17 protein-coding genes and 1 pseudogene are annotated in these 22099 nt (G+C 44.3%); 9 read left to right on the top strand and 9 right to left on the bottom strand.

Annotation, left to right across the window (positions count from 1 at the left end; all coding sequences use genetic code 11):
* From R7Z78_RS02075 to R7Z78_RS02055, 5 genes are all read right to left on the bottom strand, one after another.
* Positions 1-1338: VWA domain-containing protein (locus tag R7Z78_RS02075; RefSeq protein WP_225468012.1), on the bottom strand; the 1338-nt coding region annotated here is incomplete at its 3' end.
* Entirely contained in the window at positions 1331-2335 is a 1005-nt protein-coding gene (locus R7Z78_RS02070; protein ID WP_005383916.1) for a vWA domain-containing protein, read from the bottom strand. The genes R7Z78_RS02075 and R7Z78_RS02070, both read right to left, overlap by 8 nt.
* Entirely contained in the window at positions 2328-2804 is a 477-nt protein-coding gene (locus R7Z78_RS02065) for a DUF4381 domain-containing protein (RefSeq protein WP_017821862.1), read from the bottom strand. The genes R7Z78_RS02070 and R7Z78_RS02065 overlap by 8 nt, the downstream gene beginning before the upstream one ends.
* Before the next feature lie 37 nt (positions 2805-2841).
* A complete protein-coding gene (locus tag R7Z78_RS02060) occupies positions 2842-3768 on the bottom strand; it encodes a DUF58 domain-containing protein (RefSeq protein WP_033906737.1) in 927 nt (308 codons plus the stop codon).
* Between the two features lie 13 nt (positions 3769-3781).
* A complete protein-coding gene (locus R7Z78_RS02055) occupies positions 3782-4738 on the bottom strand; it encodes an AAA family ATPase (protein ID WP_033906738.1) in 957 nt (318 codons plus the stop codon).
* A gap of 309 nt (positions 4739-5047) precedes the next feature.
* Between R7Z78_RS02055 and R7Z78_RS02050 the strand changes: the two genes are divergently transcribed.
* The 8 genes and pseudogenes from R7Z78_RS02050 (at position 5048) to R7Z78_RS02015 (ending at position 13948) form a co-directional block, all read left to right on the top strand.
* Positions 5048-6964 carry a methyl-accepting chemotaxis protein gene (locus R7Z78_RS02050; RefSeq protein ID WP_025768546.1) on the top strand — a complete coding sequence of 639 codons (1917 nt, stop codon included), beginning with the start codon at positions 5048-5050 and terminating at the stop codon, positions 6962-6964.
* Positions 6965-7020: 56 nt separating this feature from the next.
* Positions 7021-7221: a restriction endonuclease subunit S gene (locus tag R7Z78_RS02045; RefSeq protein WP_005375165.1), complete on the top strand. Its 201-nt coding sequence runs from the start codon at positions 7021-7023 to the stop codon at positions 7219-7221.
* Positions 7222-7467: 246 nt separating this feature from the next.
* Positions 7468-8136 carry a LuxR C-terminal-related transcriptional regulator gene (locus tag R7Z78_RS02040; protein WP_021707603.1) on the top strand — a complete coding sequence of 223 codons (669 nt, stop codon included), beginning with the start codon at positions 7468-7470 and terminating at the stop codon, positions 8134-8136.
* 228 nt (positions 8137-8364) lie between these two features.
* A pseudogene (locus R7Z78_RS02035) lies at positions 8365-9021 on the top strand (LuxR C-terminal-related transcriptional regulator).
* Between the two features lie 206 nt (positions 9022-9227).
* The gene (locus R7Z78_RS02030) at positions 9228-9818 is read left to right on the top strand and encodes a calcium-binding protein (RefSeq protein WP_005375168.1); all 591 of its coding nucleotides are present in this window, start codon (positions 9228-9230) and stop codon (positions 9816-9818) included.
* A gap of 152 nt (positions 9819-9970) precedes the next feature.
* A complete protein-coding gene (locus R7Z78_RS02025; RefSeq protein WP_005375169.1) occupies positions 9971-11689 on the top strand; it encodes a type I secretion system permease/ATPase in 1719 nt (572 codons plus the stop codon).
* Complete coding sequence (locus R7Z78_RS02020) at positions 11664-13004, top strand: HlyD family type I secretion periplasmic adaptor subunit (protein WP_005375170.1); 1341 nt, start codon at positions 11664-11666, stop codon at positions 13002-13004. The genes R7Z78_RS02025 and R7Z78_RS02020 overlap by 26 nt, the downstream gene beginning before the upstream one ends.
* Positions 13005-13099: 95 nt before the next feature.
* Positions 13100-13948: a mechanosensitive ion channel family protein gene (locus tag R7Z78_RS02015; RefSeq protein ID WP_005375171.1), complete on the top strand. Its 849-nt coding sequence runs from the start codon at positions 13100-13102 to the stop codon at positions 13946-13948.
* Between the two features lie 95 nt (positions 13949-14043).
* Here R7Z78_RS02015 and fhuB read toward each other — a convergent pair whose 3' ends face one another.
* Genes fhuB through R7Z78_RS01995 form a run of 4 tightly spaced genes read right to left on the bottom strand, consistent with a single transcriptional unit; the run spans position 14044 to position 19867 of the window.
* Positions 14044-16011 (bottom strand): Fe(3+)-hydroxamate ABC transporter permease FhuB, encoded by a 1968-nt coding sequence (fhuB, locus tag R7Z78_RS02010; protein WP_047103935.1) that lies wholly within the window; start codon positions 16009-16011, stop codon positions 14044-14046.
* A complete protein-coding gene (locus R7Z78_RS02005) occupies positions 16008-16937 on the bottom strand; it encodes an iron-siderophore ABC transporter substrate-binding protein (RefSeq protein ID WP_005375173.1) in 930 nt (309 codons plus the stop codon). Before R7Z78_RS02005 ends, fhuB begins: the two co-directional genes overlap by 4 nt.
* Positions 16928-17713 (bottom strand): ABC transporter ATP-binding protein, encoded by a 786-nt coding sequence (locus R7Z78_RS02000; protein ID WP_017635311.1) that lies wholly within the window; start codon positions 17711-17713, stop codon positions 16928-16930. Before R7Z78_RS02000 ends, R7Z78_RS02005 begins: the two co-directional genes overlap by 10 nt.
* 51 nt (positions 17714-17764) lie before the next feature.
* Positions 17765-19867, bottom strand: coding sequence for a TonB-dependent siderophore receptor (locus tag R7Z78_RS01995; RefSeq protein WP_169644577.1), 2103 nt, complete (start codon positions 19865-19867; stop codon positions 17765-17767).
* A 145-nt stretch (positions 19868-20012) separates the two neighbouring features.
* On the opposite strand from R7Z78_RS01995, the gene R7Z78_RS01990 reads away from it, so the two are divergent.
* Positions 20013-21866, top strand: coding sequence for an ABC transporter ATP-binding protein (locus tag R7Z78_RS01990; protein WP_042521744.1), 1854 nt, complete (start codon positions 20013-20015; stop codon positions 21864-21866).
* Positions 21867-22099 lie beyond the last annotated feature (233 nt).

Raw genomic sequence — 22099 nt, 5'->3', positions numbered from 1 at the left:
CTGTTTTAGCTTTTCTTCTACAACCGATAGGTTTTTCTTCGCGGCTTCAAAGTTAGGCTTATCCTCTAGCAGTTTTTTATACAAATCAGCCGCATCTTCTAATTGACCATTTTGAGCGAGCGAGTTGGCGAGGTTATAGCGGCCGTTAAGGGAGGCATCATGAGAAAATGCTTCGATAGCGGCTTCGTAGTCACCTTTTTGATAACTGGCGGCTCCTTTCCAGCTTGGGTTTGTAAATAGGTTTTGCGCCTGTTCATACTCACCTTGCTTGTAGAGTTCCGCTCCTTGTTGGTCGGCATTTAAGAACGGATTAGCTTCTGCATGCGGTGTCCACGTTACTGGGACTACAGTCGCAACTACCATCCAAATCAGGCCGCGTCGAAACAGTAAAGCCGCAGGAAGAAGTAACAACGGCAGTAACCAAAAGCCACTGTTGAGACGAGAATCAGTTTTAACTTCTTCGCTTTGGGTCGCAGAAAGCTGGCTACCAATGTTATTGGTAAAGGCCGCGATGTTTTCAACGTCACGGTTGGTGTGTTGAATAGGAACAAATAGACCGCCAGTTTTATTCGCTAGCGTCTGTAGATTTTTCAGGTTTGTTTTCGCTACGACGGTTGTGCCTTGTGCCGTTTTTAGCAGAGAGCCATCGGGCAGCGCGATAGGCGCACCGTTAGGAGTCCCGACGGCAAGAACAGAAATGCGAAACTTTGTACCTTGGACTAAATCTAACGCGCGAGACAGCTCTGACGTACCAAGATCATCCGCTAACACGATGATATCGCCTTGTTGCGTGCCAGCTTGAGAAAACTGGTTGATCGCAAGTTCAATCGCGGCAGGCAGGTTTGCTCCTTGAAAAGGCATCAGCTCTGGTGACAAATTTTCGATAATGCCCGCAAGCGTGCTGGAATCAGTTGTCAGTGGACTTAAGTTATAGGCATCGCCAGCGTAAGCAATAAGTCCAGTGGCTCCCTCTTTCCATTTAGGCAGCAAATCGAGCGCCTTATAACGTGTTTGTGCTAACCGATTGGGTTTGATGTCTGTAGCAAACATAGAGCGAGACATATCAAGCACCAAGATTCGGTTTTGGTTTAACTCAAAGCTTGGTCGAGCATTGGACTGCCAGCTTGGCCCCGCTAATGAAATGCAAGTTATTGCCCAAGCTAAACCCCATAGAGTGAAGTAATGCTTAGACTGCGTGTTTTGTCCGAGCATCCGCGATAGGTGAGGGGCAATCAGTGTGGACTTTTGGGCTCTAAATTTGTGATTAAGCAAGAGTGCTATAGGGATCACGATGAGCCCCAAAAGCCAATAAGGATTGAGGAAAATAAACTCAGCCATGTTTTCTCCTTAATAGGAATAACAATACCGATAATACAAATGCAGCGCTTAATGGATATGGAAACCATTCAGACTGTGGGCGCCAAGTTTGTGTGTCGCTAGATACGGGTTCTAGCTGGTTGATGGTGTCATAAATCTTTTCGAGCTCTTCCGTATCTCGCGCTCGAAAATATTGTCCACCTGTCACCTCTGCCACTTTAGTCAGTGTTTGTTCATCTAAGTCGGCTGCGGTGTTGACTTTGCGAGTCATGAAAAACTCTTTCACCATCATTTCACCAGCGCCCACGCCCACGGTGTAAATAGTGGCGTTGTATTTTTTCGCAATTTCCGCTGCTTCTAGCGGCTCGAGCACCCCTGCAGTATTGCTGCCGTCACTGAGCAAAATCATGACTCGTTGGGGAGCATCACTGTCTACAAAGGTTTTTGTGCCTAACCCAATACCATCACCAATGGCGGTTCGTTGACCAACCAAGCCGATGACGGTTTGATTAATCTGTTGCATGACGCTTTTGCGGTCTGCAGTGAGTGGTGTTTGCAAATAAGCATGGTCGCCAAACAAAACAACTCCGAGACGGTCACCTTTTCTCTTTGCTACGAAATCAGACAGAACTTGTTTGACTGCTGTGAGGCGATCGATATATTCGCCGTTGAGTTCCATGTCTTCCTGCTGCATCGAACCGGACAGATCGACGACTAACATCAAGTCCCGATATTTGGGTTGGAATTCAACGGGATCACCAAACCAAACTGGACGTGCACAAGCGACGACAAGAAAGCCCCAGATCGCGATTGAAAGCGCTTTTTGCAGCGCTTGCTTAGGCTTGCTGCGATTCTCATTGGTTGGTAAGTACGCCAATTTGATCTCGGCTTGTTGAGATTCTTGTGGCAGGAACTTGTATACCAGCCAGGGGATGGGCAACAAAAACAGTGCCCACCACCAGACAAATTCAATGTTTAGCCATTGGGCAAGATCGGTTATGAGTGTTTGCTCAGTCACGGTTATTTGCCTTTTTCTTTGGTGGCAAAGCGTAGGTTATCCAAAAGACACAATCGTCTACCAAGCTTTGATGCTGCCCTTGGGAAGAATTCTGATACAACGCTTCTTGCCACTGATGTTGTTTGTCTACGAATCGACTTTCTTTGGTATGGCTATCGAGAAATTCATACCAAGCGATTCCAGTTAATGGTGCGATCTCTTCACGCGGAAAGTAACTCAATGCTGCCTGGCGCAATATTTCCAGAGCAGAGGAAGGGGTATGAGGCGCGGTAGGTTGAGTTAAAAGTGTTAATGCTGTCTTTTTTGCGCGTAAGTGTTTTTTACGCCATCTCACATAAAGACAAATGCCGAAAACGAACAGCAAGGTTGCTGCAAGCACCACCCACCATCCCCAAGCGAGCGGAAACCAATCCGGTGCGTTTGGCAAAATCAAAGGTTCAAGGTCTAGGCTTTGGTTGTTTGTTGTCATTATTATTACTGCTTAATAAATACTGCTTGTCAGTTTGTTAGCTTAATTGTGAAATTAAGGGCCGGCCACTTGATAGCGTGTTAAATGGAATTGCTATTGAATGGCATTGCTGCTTAATGGTTTCTTGATGTTGGGTAAAGTGGTTTTCGAGTTCTCTTCGTTGTCCTTTAGAGCCAAAGTTAAACCATTGACTATGCAGCCCATCCGAAGCTTTCACTTGACCTCTAAAGTCTGTTTCGCCTCTTTCTAACGGATCATAAAACTGAACAGCCCTTACGCTATTGTGTTGTTTGAGTCGACGTAGTTGTGCCAGTTCCGTTGGTGTTACGTGGGCAAAATCACTGAGCATAATCAATTCGCTGCCTTTTGGGGTGAGCGTATGAAGTGTCTCCAATACTTGTGCATACGGCAGTGTACGAGTGTCGTTGCTTGCAGTACGAGTTACTTGCGCATTATGTATGTCGACTATGGCGTTAAGAATCCGCAGCCCTTGTCTTTGTAAAGAAGAGGGGCGAAATTCAAGACATTGATGTCCGTCATCAATCACTGCGCCGATGCGATCTTTTTTAGCTAGAGTTAGCCAAATTAGAACACTGGCAAAGTGGGCCAATTGAACGGATTTGAGTACATACTTAGATCCAAAATGTAGACTAGAACTTAGATCAAGATAAAGAATGACCGCTTGCTCTTTATCTTCTGCAAACAACTTCGTATGTGCTTTACCGGTCCTAGCGGTGACTCGCCAATCAATGCTGCGAATATCGTCGCCAGGTTGATATTGGCGCACCTCCATAAAATCCATACCTCGCCCTTTTTGGCGACTGGTATGGTTACCACTCATCTGCGACCAGAGACTCTGTGCTGGTGGTAACCAACGTACAGATTGAGTGCGATATTGGAGCAGCTCTTCAAGGGTTAATGTCACCCCATTCGCATGAGGTGGTAATGAATGTGTAGCGGACATATCACTCACCTGTTTATGCACTGCCAACAAGGTTTAGCAGTTTATCGATGACCTGGTTTGCCGTAATGCCTTCCGCTTGAGCGTGGTAACTCAACAATAAACGGTGGCGCAGTACCGGATAAGCCATGGTTTGAACATCTTCCGGAGAGACAAAATCACGACCAGCAAGCCAAGCGTGCGCACGTGCACAGCGATCAAGAGCGATGGTGGCACGCGGACTCACACCCATTGACAACCACTTGTCCAACTCAGTGTCATATTCGTTGGCTTGACGTGTCGCCATAACTAAACGGACGATGTACTGCTCTATCGTTTCCGCCATATGAATATCCAACACTTCTTTACGTGCGGTGAATACATCTTGTTGGCTTAACATTGGGCGTTCAACCTTTGCTTCGCCTTTTGCTTCTCCGCGGTTAATACGCAAGATAGATAGCTCATGCTCCGCATCTGGGTATTCCACTTCTAAATGCAATAAAAAGCGGTCTAGCTGCGCTTCAGGAAGGGGGTAGGTCCCTTCTTGCTCTATCGGGTTTTGAGTTGCCATAACCAAAAACAACTCTGGCAGCGGGTAGGTATGACGACCTGCTGTGACTTGTTTCTCTGCCATTGCTTCAAGCATTGCCGCTTGTACTTTGGCTGGTGCACGGTTTATCTCATCCGCAAGAATAAGCGAGTTGAAGATAGGACCTGATTGGAAAGTGAATTCTCCGGTTTCGGGACGGAAGATATCGGTGCCGGTTAAATCGGCTGGCAGCAAATCAGGGGTGAACTGAATGCGGTGGAAGTCGCCTTCAACACAGTCTGAGAGTGATTTTACTGCACGGGTTTTTGCTAACCCAGGAGGGCCTTCAACTAAAATATGCCCATCCGCAAGAAGCGCAACAAGCAGTTGCTTTACCAGATCTTGCTGTCCGATGATCTGCGACTCTAAGTATTGCTGAAGAGTTTCGAAGTTAGATTTATGCATGCTTTGGACTCTCGGTATCCATGTGATTTTCGTGTTGAGTATTGGTCATTTTCCATGTGAAAAAAGTTCCAATGCTCTATTGCAATTTATCTTTTCAATATTGGGACGCTACAGAGAATTGCAAGTACGTGCTATCTCTGAAAGTGCTTATTTGACAGTGTGTTACATTTATTTTTCATAACATAATGAGAAATGCCTCTAGTTTTGTACATATGAGCCGATAAAGATTCCGTGGTGTGCGTGTCATGAGATATGCACCTGATTCCCCTTGTGGGCCAATAACAAGTGATTCTTTTAAAAGGTCCGAATATGTTGAAACTTCATTCCTTGAGCATCAAACAGAAGGTTGTACTTGGCATTACGTTTGCTGTTCTAGCATCAACAATCATTGTTGGTGTTATGGCTCAGCGTCATGCGAGAGATGTATTGAGCCATCGTCTTATTGACATCGAGCTACCTGCGATGTTGCAGCAAATCAATACCGAAATTGACCGCGAAGTTGTCGAAATGCAACAAGCGGCAAAACAGCTGGCTACAAACGAATTTATTGTTGAAGCCCTATCTAATACAGACCGTGATCCGTCAGTAGAAGTTCAGTTGGTGCAGCAGCTCAATAATGTTAAATCACAGTATGGTCTTAATGATGCGTCGGTAGCGAATCGTCAAACGGCATATTACTGGAACCAAAACGGATTCTTACGTCAACTTAACCGAACGCAAGATGCTTGGTTCTTTGGATTTACGTCGTCTGGTCAAGAAACGTCCGTGAGTGTGTTCCAAGAGGCAAATGGCGAAGTGAAAATGTTTGCCAATTTCCAAGATCTTAATGGTACATCAATGTCAGGTCTCTCTAAATCTATGGGAGACATGGTTACTTTGCTCAACGGGTTTAAAATTGAAGATACGGGTTACGTGTTCCTCACTAATGAACAAGGCCAGATTCAAATACACCGTCAACAAGGTAAGAACCAAACTTCTATCACTAAACTATTTGGTAGTGACGCAAGTGCGCTGTTGAACAAAAATAGCTTCAACCTAATTAATGTGGAGTTTGAAGGGCAGGATACTTTTGTTTCTAGTTTGTATGTTCCTTCAATGAACTGGTTTGTTATTGGCGTGGTTCCCGTTGATGAAGTATTCGCAGACCTGAATGCGACAGCTAAAAAAATGCTGTTTACGACCATCATTGTTGCCGTTGTATTCATCCTCATGGGCGTATGGTTGGCAAACAGCATTACGAAACCAATCCGACTGATTGCCGATCGTTTTACCGACCTTGGGCAAGGTGAAGGCGATTTGGCGCAGCGTATTGAAATTAAGGGTAATGATGAAATTGCTCAGCTTTCAAAAGGCTTTAATGGATTTATTGAGAAGATTCATGCCACGATGAAAGAGGTTGCTTTAACCAGTGGCTCATTAAGTCAAGCGGCAGAAAGTGTGTCAACGAAAGCAACATCCACACACGACAACAGCCAAGAGCAGCGTGATCAAACCATTCAAGTAGTTGCAGCTATCAACCAAATGGGTGCGACCATCAGTGAAATTGCATCAAACGCGGCTACCGCTGCTGATACGGCAAATCAGGCTTCAGATAACACTCAAACTGGTCGAGAAGTCGTGATGAAAGCAAAAGAGGTGATCAGCCGCCTAGCCGATGATGTTGAAACAACCAATATTGTTGTTACGCAGTTGGCATCGACAACCAAAGATATTGGCTCGATTCTGGGTGTAATTCGTGACATCTCTGAGCAAACGAATTTACTTGCGCTAAACGCTGCAATTGAGGCTGCTCGTGCTGGTGAGCAGGGACGTGGTTTTGCGGTTGTTGCTGATGAGGTAAGAAACCTAGCTTCACGCACGGCTGATTCTACAGAAGAGATTCAGCGCATGATCAATCAGCTTCAAAGTGACGCACAAGACGCGGTAAGTGCTATGGAAGCGGGCAAAGCGGTCACCATAGAAGGGGTTACTTCTACCGATGAAGCAGTCGAGGTATTAATCAGTATTTCTGAACGAATCACCGACATCTCTGATCGTAATACACAAGTTGCAACGGCGACGGAAGAGCAATCCACGGTGGTGCATACCATTAATCAAAATATCGAAGAAATCAACGCGATAAATGAAATGACAACCGCAACAGCAGAAGAATTGGCGGATGCAAGTCGCGATCTTCAAGCGCTCTCTTCTCGTTTAGACAAGATGGTTGGTAGCTTCAAGTTATAGAGTTGGATAGAATAGGCGAAGTTTAAAAGTTCAATCATTAATTTTAGGTAAGTACTATGAATGACTTCGAAAAAGAACTAGAGCAAATTTCTCAAGAAACCGCTCAGGAGCCAGAAGTAAAACTGCCGTCGCTAGAAGAGCAAAAAGCGATCGTCGCTGAGCTGAAAAAGCTGGAAGCGGAAGGTAAGCTGACGCCAGAAGTGTTAGAACAACACTTTGGTAAGTTTAACCAAAAAAACGCAGTTCCAATCCACTAAGTTAGGTGGTGTTTGGCCTCTAACGTGCGTGATTAAATCACCTGCTCAAACACAAAAAGGGAGTTTATACTCCCTTTTTTAATGTCTGAAAAATGCTAATACCTCTCATATACTTGCCACTTAAAAATTATTGACACTTCAATGAGTTATTAATTAGTACTAGTGATTTTCATACTTGACAATACTACCGCTCTATCTAAATCTATTGCGTATTTCAATAAAAACGATCAAGGGAATGCGATCAGGATGGAGCAGCAAAAAAAAAGAAACGTTATTTTAATTACGGAGGGAAGTCTACAGTCATCTCTGTTGAAAGATGTATTGGAGACCAAACTCGGTATTAGTGTTGCTCTAATCACGCCAGATAATCTGATTCACGGAGTGTTACATGAATCTCTTGCATCAGCCATTATTGTTGATTGCAGCGTGATCACGGATGAAATTTTTCGCCGTTATGCGGAGTTTAAAGCCGCCAAGCAGAAAGACACGCTTGAAATCTTAATTAATTGTGAGCAATCCATATCGACAGAAGATCTCTTTGCTTGGCGTACTTTGGCCGGTATTTTCTATACCTCTGATGATATAAAAACGTTGCAAGTTGGTATTGGTAAGGTGCTTCAAGGAGATATGTGGTTCAGCCGTAAGTTTTCTCAGCAGTACATTACTTACCTTCGTCGACATTGCAAACCTATAAATAAGAATGTTTCCGCTATTCTGACCAAACGAGAGCAACAAATAATTACCTTTCTTTCCATGGGGGCGTCCAATCAACAAATCGCCGAACAATTATTTGTCAGCGAGAATACGGTAAAAACGCATTTACATAATATTTTCAAGAAAATTGATGTGAAAAATAGAGTTCAAGCACTTATTTGGGCAAAGGAAAATATTTCAGACAACTCGTTAACGGTGTAATGCTATTGCAATATTAGGTTGCCTAATTTAGTAAACTCTTAATAATTTCTGTGACCTGAATGTGTTAAAAGTGTTTCTTTTATGAGAAACACTTTTTTTGATTCTCTTTTTAATAACTTTAGAATTTAAAAAAGTAGCAAATAACTTTACTCTGTGAACTAGCACTTACATATCAAACTAAGTGCTGACGATTAACTACTAATTTAAGAATGTTAAGTCACTGAAAGTATGAGAAACATTATGGAACAGTATATGGAAAAGCCTGAAATCCTAATGCTCACTCAACAAAGTTTACAGAGTGAAAACTTTAAGGAAATGCTTTCTAAAAATACAGAAACTAAAATAACGATCATTGATACTAAAAACCCTAGCTATCATGAACTCATTCCGGAACGCTACTTTTTGCTTGTTGATTTTTCAGTTGAGATTCCTTCCGAAACTTTAGTTTATTTAAAAGATAGTAATAAAGTGCTAGGAACCATAATGCTTAATCTAGGTTATGACTTAGACACAGAAGAACTCGCTTCTTGGCCTCATGTAAAAGGTATATTTGGTCCAGGAGATTCAATGGACAAGGTTTGTCAGGGATTAAAAGCAATAATAAAAGGGGATAATTGGCTGTCTTGAAGATTACTTGATCAGCTAGTAAATTATTATCGAGGCAGAGAAGCAAATAACATTATCGAACCTGCTATTGAGGTTGAGCTTACTCGGCGTGAAGTTCAGGTTTTAAAAATGTTGAAAGAAGGTGGTTCAAATATGGAAATCGCTGATTCTTTATTTATCAGCGAGCATACTATTAAATCACATCTATACAATATTTTTAGAAAGTTAGAAGTAAAGAACCGTACGCAAGCTACAAGTTGGGCTAAGAGAAACCTGTAGTACTAGTATTAACTTGCTGTAATAAAAAGAAAATACTCTATAAAGTACTAAATTTTATATTTATTATTAAAATGTCAGTCTGAAATATCATCCCATATTCAAACTTATTCCTATTCAGTTGACTATTAGACTTCTCATGTCGTGACGAATCTAGTCAGACGTGGAACAGAAGGTCTATTCAATTAATAAGCTAAGAGGGAATAAAAATGAGCGCAAGTGACAATGACACGTATTTAGGCGATGCAGGTGTAAATAACCAATTTGCTGATTTCGATGGCGGCGATGATTTGTTTATCGGTTTTGGTGGTAATGACTCGTTTGTTGGCGGTGGCGGTAATGATTATGTGATCGGCGGCGACGGCGATGATCGCCTAACTGGTGGTGCTGGAGATGACATCCTTAGGGCTGGTACAGGAAACGACTACCTCGGCGGTGGTACCGGTAATGACTTGCTGTTGGGTTTGCTGGGCGACAATAAATTAAATGGTGGTGTCGGTGAAGATATTCTTGTTGCTGGTTCTGGTGACAACGTTTTAGTTGGCGGCAGCAATGGCGATAAGTTTGTGTTCACGGATAAGTTTGGTGGCCATGGCGAAGCCAAAGTTGTTGATTTCACCATTGGTGAAGACTCTTTGCACATCATTAGCGACTCTGTCACAGACTTTGGTGATTTAAGCTTTAGCTACGATGCAGTTGGGAATGCAGTGTTTACCGATGGGGCTGATCTAACAGTGAAACTTATTGGCGTGACTGAAACTGACATCAACACCTATGGTGCAGATCTGTTCGTAATCTAAACGACTGAAAATAACTCTGGATGGGAATTAGTTTGCGTGGCTCTGCCATGCTGAGGTGCACTAATCGGACACTCTAGAGCGATTTGAGGTTACCTTAAGCTAGGCGCTAGTATTTCTGGCGCCTACAATTTTCACGTTAAACGGAAGTAGTCGTGCAAAAAACGGTTTTCAAAGAAGTGAAACAAAAACTATGCACGCTTGCGGGCTTGCTGATCGTTTTTAGCCTTTTTATCAACTTATTGGTTCTCTCGATTCCGTTGTACATGCTTCAAGTGTACAACCGAGTGATATCTTCCTACTCAACCGATACTTTATTCTTGCTCACTGTCATCGTAATTGTTGCGCTGTTAACCATGTCCATCATCGACATTGCACGAGCACAAATGAGTAAATCTTTTGGTTATTGGATGGACACAAAACTCTCCGCTTTCATGCTCAAGCGCACGATTCAATATCAATCACATACTGGGAAGAGTTATACCTCGCAAACTCTGAGAGACATTCAGAACATCAAAAGCTTTTTGAGCAGTCAAGCACCTTATCCACTGTTGGATGCGCCCTGGACACCGCTATTTATTTTATTTGTGTATTTATTGCACCCGATACTAGGTCACATCGCGTTACTTGGATCTATCGTATTGTTTAGCCTAGGTCTACTTAATGAGCTAATGACGCGTAAAACAATGCAAGAGAGCGAAGTCAGAGCGATTTCTCATATCAACAACGCAGAATTAGCCACGCAAAACTCCAATTCAATTCTCGCAATGGGGATGATGAATGCATTTTTAGAGAAGTGGCAGTCGCGCGTGAGCGAAGTGAATGTGCTTGAAGAGCGAGTTGCAGGTAAGTCTATCTACATGGCTAACTTTTCTAAGTTTGTGCGTGGCTCATTACAGATATTTTTACTGGGAGGTGGTGCATGGTTAGTTATCCAACATGAGATAACGGCAGGGGCGATGATCGCGAGCTCCATATTAATGAGTCGGGCATTATCGCCGATGGAGCAGGCGATAGGCACGTGGCGAAGCGCGATGTCTGCTAAAGGCGCCTATAAAAGGTTGAAAGAAATCGATGCGATCGTGCGCCAAGATGAATCAGATATGCCACTGCCTAAACCAAAAGGACACTATGAGCTTACCGGACTGGCCTATCGCCATCCTGGAGCAACCGAACCAGTGCTCTCATCGATCAGCTTATCGATTCCTCCGGGTGTTGCTGTTGGGGTGATTGGCCCTTCTGGTACGGGTAAATCGACGTTTGCTCGGCTGTTATTAGGTACGGTTAAGCCATTAGCGGGTAAAGTGACTCTTGATGGAATGGAAGTCTCCGTATGGGCATCTGAAGATCGCGGCGTGCATTTTGGGTATCTCGCTCAAGAGGTGGAGTTATTTCCTGGCACAATTCGAGAGAACATCGCGCGCTTTAAAGAAGAAGATCCGGTTAAAGTTATCAAGGCGGCGCAACTAGCAGGATGTCATGAATTAATACTCAAGAAAAACAAAGGCTATGATTGCATTATTGGTGAAAATGGCCGCGGTTTATCTGGGGGGGAAAGGCAGAGAATCGCTCTTGCAAGAGCCGTTTATGGCGACCCATCTATTGTGATTTTCGATGAAGCGAATGCCAACCTCGACGGTGAGGGAGAGGCTGCGTATCAACGTTTGATTGCCCATTTAAAAGCACAGAGTACAACGATTATCGTCATTGCTCACAATCCGAGCACGTTACGACAAATGGATAGGCTCTTGTATTTGGCTGACGGCCGAGTCAAGTTATACGGCGCTAAAGATGAAGTATTAAAACGTTTGATGGGCGAAGAAAGAACAGATATCCCAAGGGTAAGAAATGAGCAATCAACTGCCAACCGTTAATCAGAGTTCTACCGAGATCGTATATCGTTTTAGCCCCAAAGCGAGACTAAACTTTCGAAAACCAATTTTACTCGGTGTGGTGACCTTAAGTGTTTTTCTTGGAGGCCTTGGCTACTGGGCTGCAACAGCCAAATTAGAAAGTGCAGCGATTGCTTATGGTGATTTGTCAGTTCTCACTAAGCGACAAGAAATTCAGCATTTAGAAGGCGGTATTATTGAAAAGCTATATGTACAGGAAGGGGATTTAGTCGAAAAAGGTCAGTTATTAATTCAACTTTCTAAGCGTCAAGCTATGGCTAAGTTGGACTCGTTAAGTGGTCGTTTTATCCATACTCTAGCAAAGGAAAACCGTTTAAGTGCGGAGCTTGATGAGCTTCCAACGATTGTATGGTCTGATGATCTTGAAAGCATTCCCCGTGTCGATATCGTACAAGAAGCACAACTGGTTCAAAACAAGATCTTTGAAGCGAGAAAGCGATTCTTTGATAGTAAACTGAGTATCATTGAGCAGAGTATTTCTGGAGCAAATTTAGAGCTTGAAAACCTTCAGCAAACCAAAGTGATTGAGACGGAACGGCTCAACTTTATTGCTGAAGAAATAGACAGCAACCAAGCCTTGGTGCAAAAAGGTTTCTCGGGAAAATCTACTTTACTTCAACTCAAGCGCTTAGCAGCGGAGGTGAGAAGTACCTTAAGCCAGTTAGATAGGCAGTCGCTCACCGTTAGAAAAAGGTTAGATGAGAACCTAGCGCAAATTGAAGAGTTGAAGCTTGAAAGGCTGAATGAGATTGTCGAGGAACTACGAAATACCAAAACGGAAATTGTCGCAATTCGGGAAGAATATCGCTCCGCTCAAGATATTGTCGCAAGAACAACGATCAACGCACCTATTTCTGGTCGCGTAGTCAACATGCAAGTGTTTACCGAAAAAGGTGTGATTGGCTCGGGTGAAACGTTACTAGAACTGGTCCCGCAAGACGATAAGTTGTTAGTCGAGGCTCGTGTTAATCCTCAGGATATTGATTTAGTGAATCCAGGCCAGCAAGCGCATGTTCGTCTGACCGCTCTGAATGCACGGACGTTGGCACCTTTAGACGGTACTGTGCTGACGATTTCTGCCGATAAGCTCTCGCAAGAAAACCAAGAAGATTTTTATCTCGCTAGAATTGCAATTTCACCGGAAGATGTGACAAAACATCGTTTAACCTCAGGCATGAATGCCGAAGTGCTTATTTTATCTGAGCCACGAACGCCATTGAGCTACCTAATAAAGCCAATTACAGAAAGCATGAATCGCGCCTTCAGAGAGGAGTAATTTCAAAAAGACTTGAGTGAGCACGGACAACAGACAAAATAATTTGTTATCGTTAGCTGTTACTGGGCCGTATTTTTATTCGAGGGAGCCGTGGAATGGAGAAAGTGCAGTTAGTTGTCGATTTTCTTCTCACTCATAAATTGATTTTTACCGCACTGATCTTTGCGATTATGTGGTTAATTCGTCGTGCAATTTTATCGATGATTCGTGGTGATCACGCTTTTCTCTCAGAAGATCAGCGTAGTTGGATGTCCAGAACTAAAAATGGCACCTTTGCTGTTACATTACTGATTTTATTTATTTTATGGCAATCAGAAATTAACGAGTTTGCTCTGAGTGTAACGGCGATTGCCGTTGCCATTGTAGTGGCATCCAAAGAAATCATTTTGTGTTTTACGGGTTCGATTCAAAGAGCAAGTTCACGTTCTTTTCGCGTTGGGGACTGGATTGAGGTCGGGAAGTTATGCGGTGAAGTGATTGAGCACAATATGATGGCGACGGTGATTCAAGAGATCGACCTGCATCATGGGCAATATCATTACACCGGCAAAACAGCGACATTGCCTAATAGTATGTTCTTTACCTATCCAGTAAAGAACCTCAACTTCATGAAGCGGTACGTTTATCACAACTTTTCTGTAGTGGTGAAAGACTTCGTCAATTTGTATCCACTGCTACCGATTTTAACTGATAAAATTGAAGAACATTGCAGTTACTTTGCTGATGTTGCACATCGTTACAATGCGATGATTGAAAAACATGCCGGTGTTGACCTTCCTGGTTCTGAGCCACATATGCATATTTCTAGCAACATTAATGGTGAACAAATTCTGCACGTGATGATTTTCTGCCCAACCGATAAAGCGAACCACTTAGAGCACTTAATTCGTAAGGACTTTATGGAACTTTATGAGCAACGTTTTCCTGTAGTGCGAGAAGAATAGAGCATCGTACTTCGCCTTTAATTTCAAACCCCGCTATCAAAATAGCGGGGTTTGTTTTTCTTAGCGTATTTTTAGGCTGTAACAATATTCCCAACTTAGCTGAATTTACTCTTCAGCATTAAAAATAGGAAGTAAGTGCTGCCTATAATAGCGACCAACGTGCCAGCTGCGACCTGACTTGGATAAATAGCGATTTGTCCTAGCCAATCTGCCCACAACATTAGGGTTGCGCCAATTAAGGCACCGACACACAGTTGCTCTTTCACTTTTCTTGCTCCTAACATCATCGCCATATGGGGAGCGACCAAGCCAACAAAAGATATTGGACCAACTGTAGCCGTAGAAAAGGCGCATAACAAAGCAACGATGGTGAGCATAAGCGTATTGGCTACGGTAGGGTTAAGCCCTCGTGCATTTGAGAATTGTCGCCCGATGGAAATTAGTGTTAGCCAACGAGAAATCGAGAATACAGCGGCAAGCAGAACTATTATGGCCAAACATAACATCAGTGCGGTGTCGGCTGTGACTCGATAAATTGAACCAGTTAACCACAATAAAATTTTGTAACTGTCACCAGAACCTTGAGCTAGCGAAAATTGAACAAGAGCTTCTAGTAGTGCCGTTAGTGCGATTCCGGACAACACGAAGTTAGATGGATTAAAATGGCTTCGTTTACCGATAATCAGCAATAACATCAATACGGACATACTTCCGAAAAAAGCGATACCCCAGCTAAATGCGGAGAGAAGCGACCCAGCGATGACTCCTGTCGTAATAATGGCAAACGTGGCTCCGGAAGACACACCGAGAATATCGGGACTTGCCAGAGGGTTATAAACAATGCGTTGCAAAATGATTCCGGCAACGGATAGCGCAATACCGACAGAAAGTGCGGTTAACATTCGCGGCCAACGCAATTGCCATTGGAACTCACCTGGCACAGACCATTGAATTCCGTTTATACCATGGGTAACGAATGAGTAAGCTAGAATCCCAACCAGACTGAATAGCGCAATGCTGCATACCGCGCGTTTAGAAAGCGCCGTTTTTCCTTGGCTCATTGAAAGGTTAAGTTGATCGGTTGCCGTCAGCTTTTTACGAGTAAACCAAATTAAAGCGGGAGCGCCAATAGCTGCAGCCGCTACGCCGCTAGGAATGGTTTCCTCTAACCATAAGCTCAGCGAGATAGCGGCAGAGTCTGTGATGATTAGTAGCATTGCGCCCAAAAGCATGCTGCTGATCAATTCGTCGCGCGGTGTTCTTGCCCCCATCGCTCTGGCAATATTGGGTGTCAGTAATCCGATGAAGCTGATAATGCCAACTGCGGTGATTGAGGCAGATACTAGCCAAATACCCATCACCATTAACGCACCAAACGCGGGTAATACCGCTAAGCCTCGGGCTGCTGCGCCTTCTTGTCCTAGTTTCATTAAGGTCAGAATACGTGGTGCGACGATCAAAATTACGATTGCGATAGCGCAGCGAGGCAATAACCACTCAAACCAATCCCAGCTGTATTGAGAAAGGTCTCCGGCTCCCCACATAAAAATATTCTGTGCGAACTGGGCGTTTAAAATAATAATGGCTGTGGCGATAGAACCAAGCAAGATATTGATAACCATCCCCGAAACGACCAACGGCAAACCTGTCATATTACGCACGCCTGCAATTGATACGATCAGGCCAAACGCCACTAAAGCCCCCACCATTGCGGCTAATGCAGAGTAATCGGCTACCCAATCGACGAACCAAATGTTTACCACGACTAATGCAAGCCAAGCACCAGAAGAGGTGCCAAGAGTCAACGGCGAGGTGAGGTTATTCTGCGTTAATTGCTGCATTAAGCTGCCGGTGAGACCAAGCATGGCACCAACAAGCAGGGTCATACTTAACCTAGGAAGCTGCGCTTGCGTAAAGAATACGTCACGAAACTCGGTTGCTACCTCTGGTTTTGTTAATAATTGCCATTGTTCGAAAAGTGATAAATTAGTATCAATTTGTAGGCTAAAGACGCTAAGTAACGTAATCAGCGCCAGATAACCAATATAATGTTTCGTTCTCATTGTTCTGGTGCCAACTCTATTAGACTGTCGGTAATCGCTTCAGCGGTGTATTGCAAAGACATGGCACCGCCATACGCCCACACTGCTCTGACTGAATTTACCCGCTGCTTTTTCACAAACGGCATCGCTTGCCAAAGTGGCGACTCTTTCAGTTTTCGTTCTTCTGGGAAAGGTTGTACGTAGAGAACGTAGCTGTTTTGAAGGCTCTGAAGCCGATTGATTCGATCTTGCTTTACTCCCCACGCACGTGGGTCCTCTTTAATTGGAGCCTGTAATCCCAGTTTTCTAACCACGTAGTCAGTGGTGGAGTTTTCGGTTGCAAGTAATACAGTATTCGGGGTTGAAAATCGCATCACAAGAACGCTGAGTGGAGCAGAGTAATAGTGGCGAATTCGCTGGCGCATCTGCGCAAATGAAGCATCTAATTCTGCCAGTTTCTGTTCAGCAAGTGCCTCTTTATTGAATAGCTTGCTGAGCGTACGAAAGTGACGAATGGCCGTTTCAGCTGCGGCCTCATTTTCAGAAAAATTAGGTAAATAGATTACCGGAGCAATTTGTTTGAGTAACGGAATCAAGTCTTGCTGTGGAGACGCAGCAAGGATGACATCTGGTTTCAAACTGGCTATTTTTTCTAAGTTGGGTTCTGCTCGGGTTCCAATATCTTCAATTGACTCTGGTGCAGTTGGATTGACGACCCATTGGCGGTAGCCTGGTAAATTTGGGGCTGCGATTGGTTCTACGTTTAGCGCCAAAACTTGTTCTAAGATGTCCCAGTTTAAGGCTACAACGCGTTGAGGCGCTTGCTCAAAACTATGCTCGCCATATTCATCGGTAACGGTGATGACTGCATGTGCATTGGTCATAAAAAATGCGAGGAGAAAAGCAGATTGTGTAACCACAGTACGTAAACGAGCTATTATGCGCATACAACAGCCACCTTTTGGCTCGCTAATGTGTTAGCCGGGCTTGGGTGTTCAATCAGCTTAATTGGTGACTCATATAGTTTAGAAAGGCGTGCCTCGTCTAACAACATGTCGGCGTTGCCTTCAAAGGCAATCTTACCTTTTTTGAGCGCAACAATGTGGGTGGCGTAGCGCAGTGCTAAGTTCAGATCGTGCAGGATCACGATAATGCCTACATTCTCGGTTCGATTCAGTTCTGCCAGCAGCGCCATTAGTTGAAACTGATGGTGAACATCGAGCGCCGAGGTTGGCTCATCGAGAATTAAAATTGGCGATTGTTGAGCCAGTAGCATAGACACCCAAGCACGTTGGCGCTCGCCGCCCGATAAGTCATCCGCCAAAGCTTGAGCAAAAGGTGTAACCCCTGTTCGTTCCATAGCCTGCGTGATGATCTGTTTGTCTTCAGCTTTCCAACGACCAAGTGCCCCACGCCACGGAAAGCGACCTAAGCGCACTAGCTCTTCTACCGTTAAACCAGCCGAAGAGGGCAGCTTTTGTGGCAAATAGGCGATCTGTTTTGCCAACTCTTTGGTTTTGAGTGATGAAAGGGAAGTATCGTTTAGTGTTACCGTGCCTTTATCTGGTGGCATTTGACCAGAAAGCAGGTTCACCAGTGTCGACTTACCTGAACCGTTATGGCCTAAAACGACCGTTAGCTCATTTGTTGGGATGTTAAGTTGTTCGATGCCGAGGATCTGACGTCCACCTCGCACGATCTCAATATTAGACAGTTGAAACATGGATGGCTCTTAGGAGAAAACTCCCCTCAATAGAGGGGAGTAGAAGTACAATTACCAGCGGTAGTTTGCGTTTAGCATAACAGAGCGAGACTGGCCGTAGTAACACCAGTAATCGCAACCTGAAACAAACTCTTTATCTAGGATGTTGTTCACGTTTAGCTGTGCTTGCCACTGTGAAGTGATGTCGTAAGTGACTGACGCATCCCAAAGAGTGACAGAAGGAACCGTTAGGTTCGAGCTCTTAGGGTTATCTTTTGACTCACCTACGTAGCGCACACCAGTACCGATATTGAGGCCTGGAATCAGGCTGTAGGCGCTGTAGTCTACCCATGCAGACGCTTGATGCTCAGGAATAAGTGCGGCTTGTTTTTTACCTTGGCCAAAGCTCTCATCTGTTTTCGCTTTAGTGTAGGTGTAGCTTGCCATCAGTTTTAGATCGTCGGTTAGCTGCGCCGTGCTTTCTAGCTCAATACCTTGAGATGTCACTTCACCTGTTTGTGTCGCAATCCATGTTGATGGGTTAGTGACCAACGCGTTCTTTTGCGTGATGTCGAACCATGCAAGGTTGATAAAGCCATCCATAAAGCTTGGCTCATACTTTACACCCACTTCTACTTGCTCGCCTTCCAGCGGTTTGTAAAGTTCATTGGTTGCCGCATCAATAGTGCTGATCACTTCAAACGACTGAGAGTAGTTTGCGTAAGGTGACAGGCCATTGTTTGCAAGGTACATCACACCCGCACTTAGAGAGAGCTGACCATCATCACGAGATTCACTTTGATCAACGGTAGCGCCTTTGCCAGAGTTTTCTGTTTTCACCCAGTCGTAACGAGCACCTATGTTACCAATCCACTGTTCATGCAGTTTCAATTGGTATTGTGAATAGAGACTTGCTTGAGATTTCTCAATCTCACGTTTCACGTTGTTGGCAGGATCAAGAGGGGTGAAGTTGCCGTAAACTGGGTTCCACGGGTTGATAGTGCCAAATGCATAGTTGTCTTGCTCGTCGCCATCGGTTTTGTGGAATTGCAGATCCATACCGATAAGCACTGTGTGCTCTGCGTTGTCTGTCATCCAGTTGCCGACAGCATTGTTATCGAACGTGATGCTCTGGTTTTTTCCGTCACGGAATACGATGCCTTGCGTTAACTCTTCTTTCGCTGGATCGTTGTTTGAGAACGCGTAAGAGCTGCGCAAGTACAACTCATTCGAACCGTAATTGAGGTTTTGCGAGAGTGACCACATGTCATTGATGTCGTGCTCTAGTAAGTAACCTAGAGAAAACTGCGTGCGTTCGTATTTATCGTAGTTTGGCTGACCAAGGTTAGTCGAAGGATCGATTTTGCCAAAGTTAGAACCAATCAGAGTACCTGCTGCCGGGAAGAATGGGTTAGTTGGTACACCGTCATCATGAAGGTAAGTTGCCAAAACGGTCAGCATTGTACGGTCAGAAATGTCGAACTCGACACTTGGCGCTAGGTAGAAACGCTCGTTATTTGTGCCGTCCAGTTCACCATCTTGGCTTGTCATCAAGCCAACCAAACGATAGCGCACAGTGCCTGCGTCGTTTGCTTCGTTAGCAATGTCAAAACCTACGGATTGGTGTTGATTGTTGCCAACTTCGACTTTTACTTCGCCTTGAGGCGTAAACGTTGGTTTTTTCTGAACAGCATTCACGATACCGCCTGGTGCCGATTCACCAAACAGAATAGCCGATGGACCTTTAACGACTTCTACACTTTCTAGGCCGTAAGGTTCGACCAACCATGTGTAGTAACCATCGCGGAATAGGCGGTTGCCGTTTAGGTAAGTCGCTGCATCAAATCCACGAACTTTGAACCAATCAGTGTCGTTGTCTGCGCCATAAGGCTGAGCGGTTACACCAGACGTGTAGCGTAATGCTTCATCTAGCTTTTTCGGTGCACGAACACGAAGTTCATCTTCAGAAATGATAGATACGCTGCGCGGCGTTTCTGCTGCAGGGGTTTCTACTTTAAGTGCTTGCGCGGTGACCGTTATGGTCTCCATGGCAATCACGTCATCTTGTACGACGTCTTCTTGAGCTTGTGCTGTGAATGCAACCACTGCTGTAGGTGCTAAAGCACAAACCAACGCGTTGCGGATAGCGATGGTCAGTGAGTTATTCTTTTGCATAAATCTATTCCCGATAATTATGATTAACGCTAAGCTTAATTGTAATTATTATCATTTGAGCTTTTGTTTCGGTATTTTACTGACTTTTGTATCAAAAGATAGTAAAACGTTCGCAAATTCATTCGCGGTACCTAAAGTCATTGTTATGTTCAATTGGTTTGAAAAGCTGACCCAACCCTTTCCCCAGATGGAAACCGAAAAGCCACCGAAGACGCTATTTGGCTTTTGTCGTTTTTACACTCGTGGCTTTGAAGCCCCTTTACTCGTTATGGCTGTGTTCAGTGCGCTTATTGCCATTACTGAGGTGACGCTGTTGCGTTATATGGGCGAGCTCGTCGATATTCTCTCTAATCAAGATCGCGCAACATTCTGGCAAGACCAGGGTGATCGCATGCTAATGATGCTGTTCTTAGTGGCGGTTGTGATGCCAGCTCTCGGTTTTGTCCACTCAATGGTGATGCACCAAACGTTATTGGGTAACTACCCGATGTCTATCCGTTGGTTGATTCACCGTTACTTGCTAAAACAAGCGGTTGGATTTTTCCAGCGTGACTTTGCAGGCCGAGTTGCGACCAAAGTGATGCAAAGTGCGTTAGCGGTACGAGAAACGGTCATGAAGCTGGTGGATGTACTGGTTTATATCAGCGTTTATTTTCTTTCGATGCTCTGGATGATGGGCGAAGCTGATGGTTTGCTAATGTTGCCTATTGTGATTTGGATAGGAATGTACGCGGTTATCCAGTTCTACTTTATCCCTAAAATGAAACAAGTAGCGACGGAGCAAGCGGATGCTCGTTCTGTAATGACTGGGCGCATTGTCGATTCTTACACCAACATATCTACCGTAAAGCTATTCGCGCACTCGCAACGAGAGTTGGAATACGCAGAAAGCAGCATGAAGCAATTTTTGGTGACGGTTTACCGCCAAATGCGCATGGTGACTTGTTTACTGTTTAGTGTGGATGCCATCAACTATTTGCTGCTGATGTCTATTAGTGCCATTTCGGTTTATCTATGGCTAGATCACGCTGTAACAATTGGTGCTATTGCGATTGCCATCAGTATTGCGTTGCGCGTACAAGGTATGTCGAAGTGGATCATGTGGGAAGTTAGCGCACTGTTTGAAAACATCGGTACAGTAGTAGACGGTATTAATACGATTTCAAACGATGTTGAAGTGAAAGACGTACCAAATGCTAAGCCTTTGCAAATCTCTCAAGGTGAGATCTGCTTTGATCACGTAGGTTTTAACTACAGTGATGAGAAGGCAGTATTTGAGAACTTGAATCTGACTATCAAACCGGGCGAAAAAGTCGGCATTGTCGGTCGCTCTGGGGCAGGTAAATCCACGTTGGTCAACTTGTTGCTGCGCTTTTACGACGTAAATAGCGGTAAGATTTGTATTGATGGACAGGACATTTCTCAAGTTGAACAAGAGTCGCTTCGCCAACACATCGGTATGATCACGCAAGACACCTCTTTGCTACATCGCTCAATTAAAGAGAACATTCTTTACGGTGATCCAGATGCTTCAATGGATGCCGTTATCGCAGCTGCTGAGAAAGCACATGCTCATGATTTCATTCAATCTCTACGAGACGAGCAAGGTAACGTTGGTTATGACGTTGAAGTGGGTGAACGCGGTGTGAAGCTGTCTGGTGGTCAGCGTCAACGTGTGGCGATTGCTCGCGTTCTGCTGAAAAACGCGCCAATTTTGATCATGGATGAAGCAACGTCTGCACTTGATTCAGAAGTAGAATCGGCAATTCAAGAAAACCTTGAAGTTCTGATGGAAGGAAAAACAGTGATTGCGATTGCTCACCGTTTATCAACGATTGCCGCGATGGATCGTTTGATTGTAATGGATGACGGCAAAATCATTGAGCAAGGCTCGCATTACGAGCTGCTGCAATTGGGTGGTGTTTACGCTCAGTTGTGGAAGCATCAAACCGGCGGTTTTTTGTCTGAGCAAGGTGATGCTCAACTGCAAGTCATCTAATATGACGCTACACGAAAGAGGAGCAAATGCTCCTCTTTTTTGTGTCTGTCGTTTATACCGAGTAAGTAGGCGTTAATGGGCAACGTTAACTTGTGATTATTCATTGAGTTAGGCCAACTTAATGATGATTATGTTTATAACTCACTGTCGTTATTGAATTTTTTACGCTTTTTTTACGCGAACTCCGAATGGGCTTTTGCTAAAGTTTTCTACATCGAATTTTGGTTGATGTA

The sequence above is a fragment of the Vibrio sp. 1167 genome (assembly GCF_033340375.1).
Lineage (GTDB): Bacteria > Pseudomonadota > Gammaproteobacteria > Enterobacterales > Vibrionaceae > Vibrio > Vibrio alginolyticus.
The sequence above is the reverse complement of the archived record's forward strand: the minus strand, read 5'-3'. Positions and strand labels throughout refer to the sequence as shown.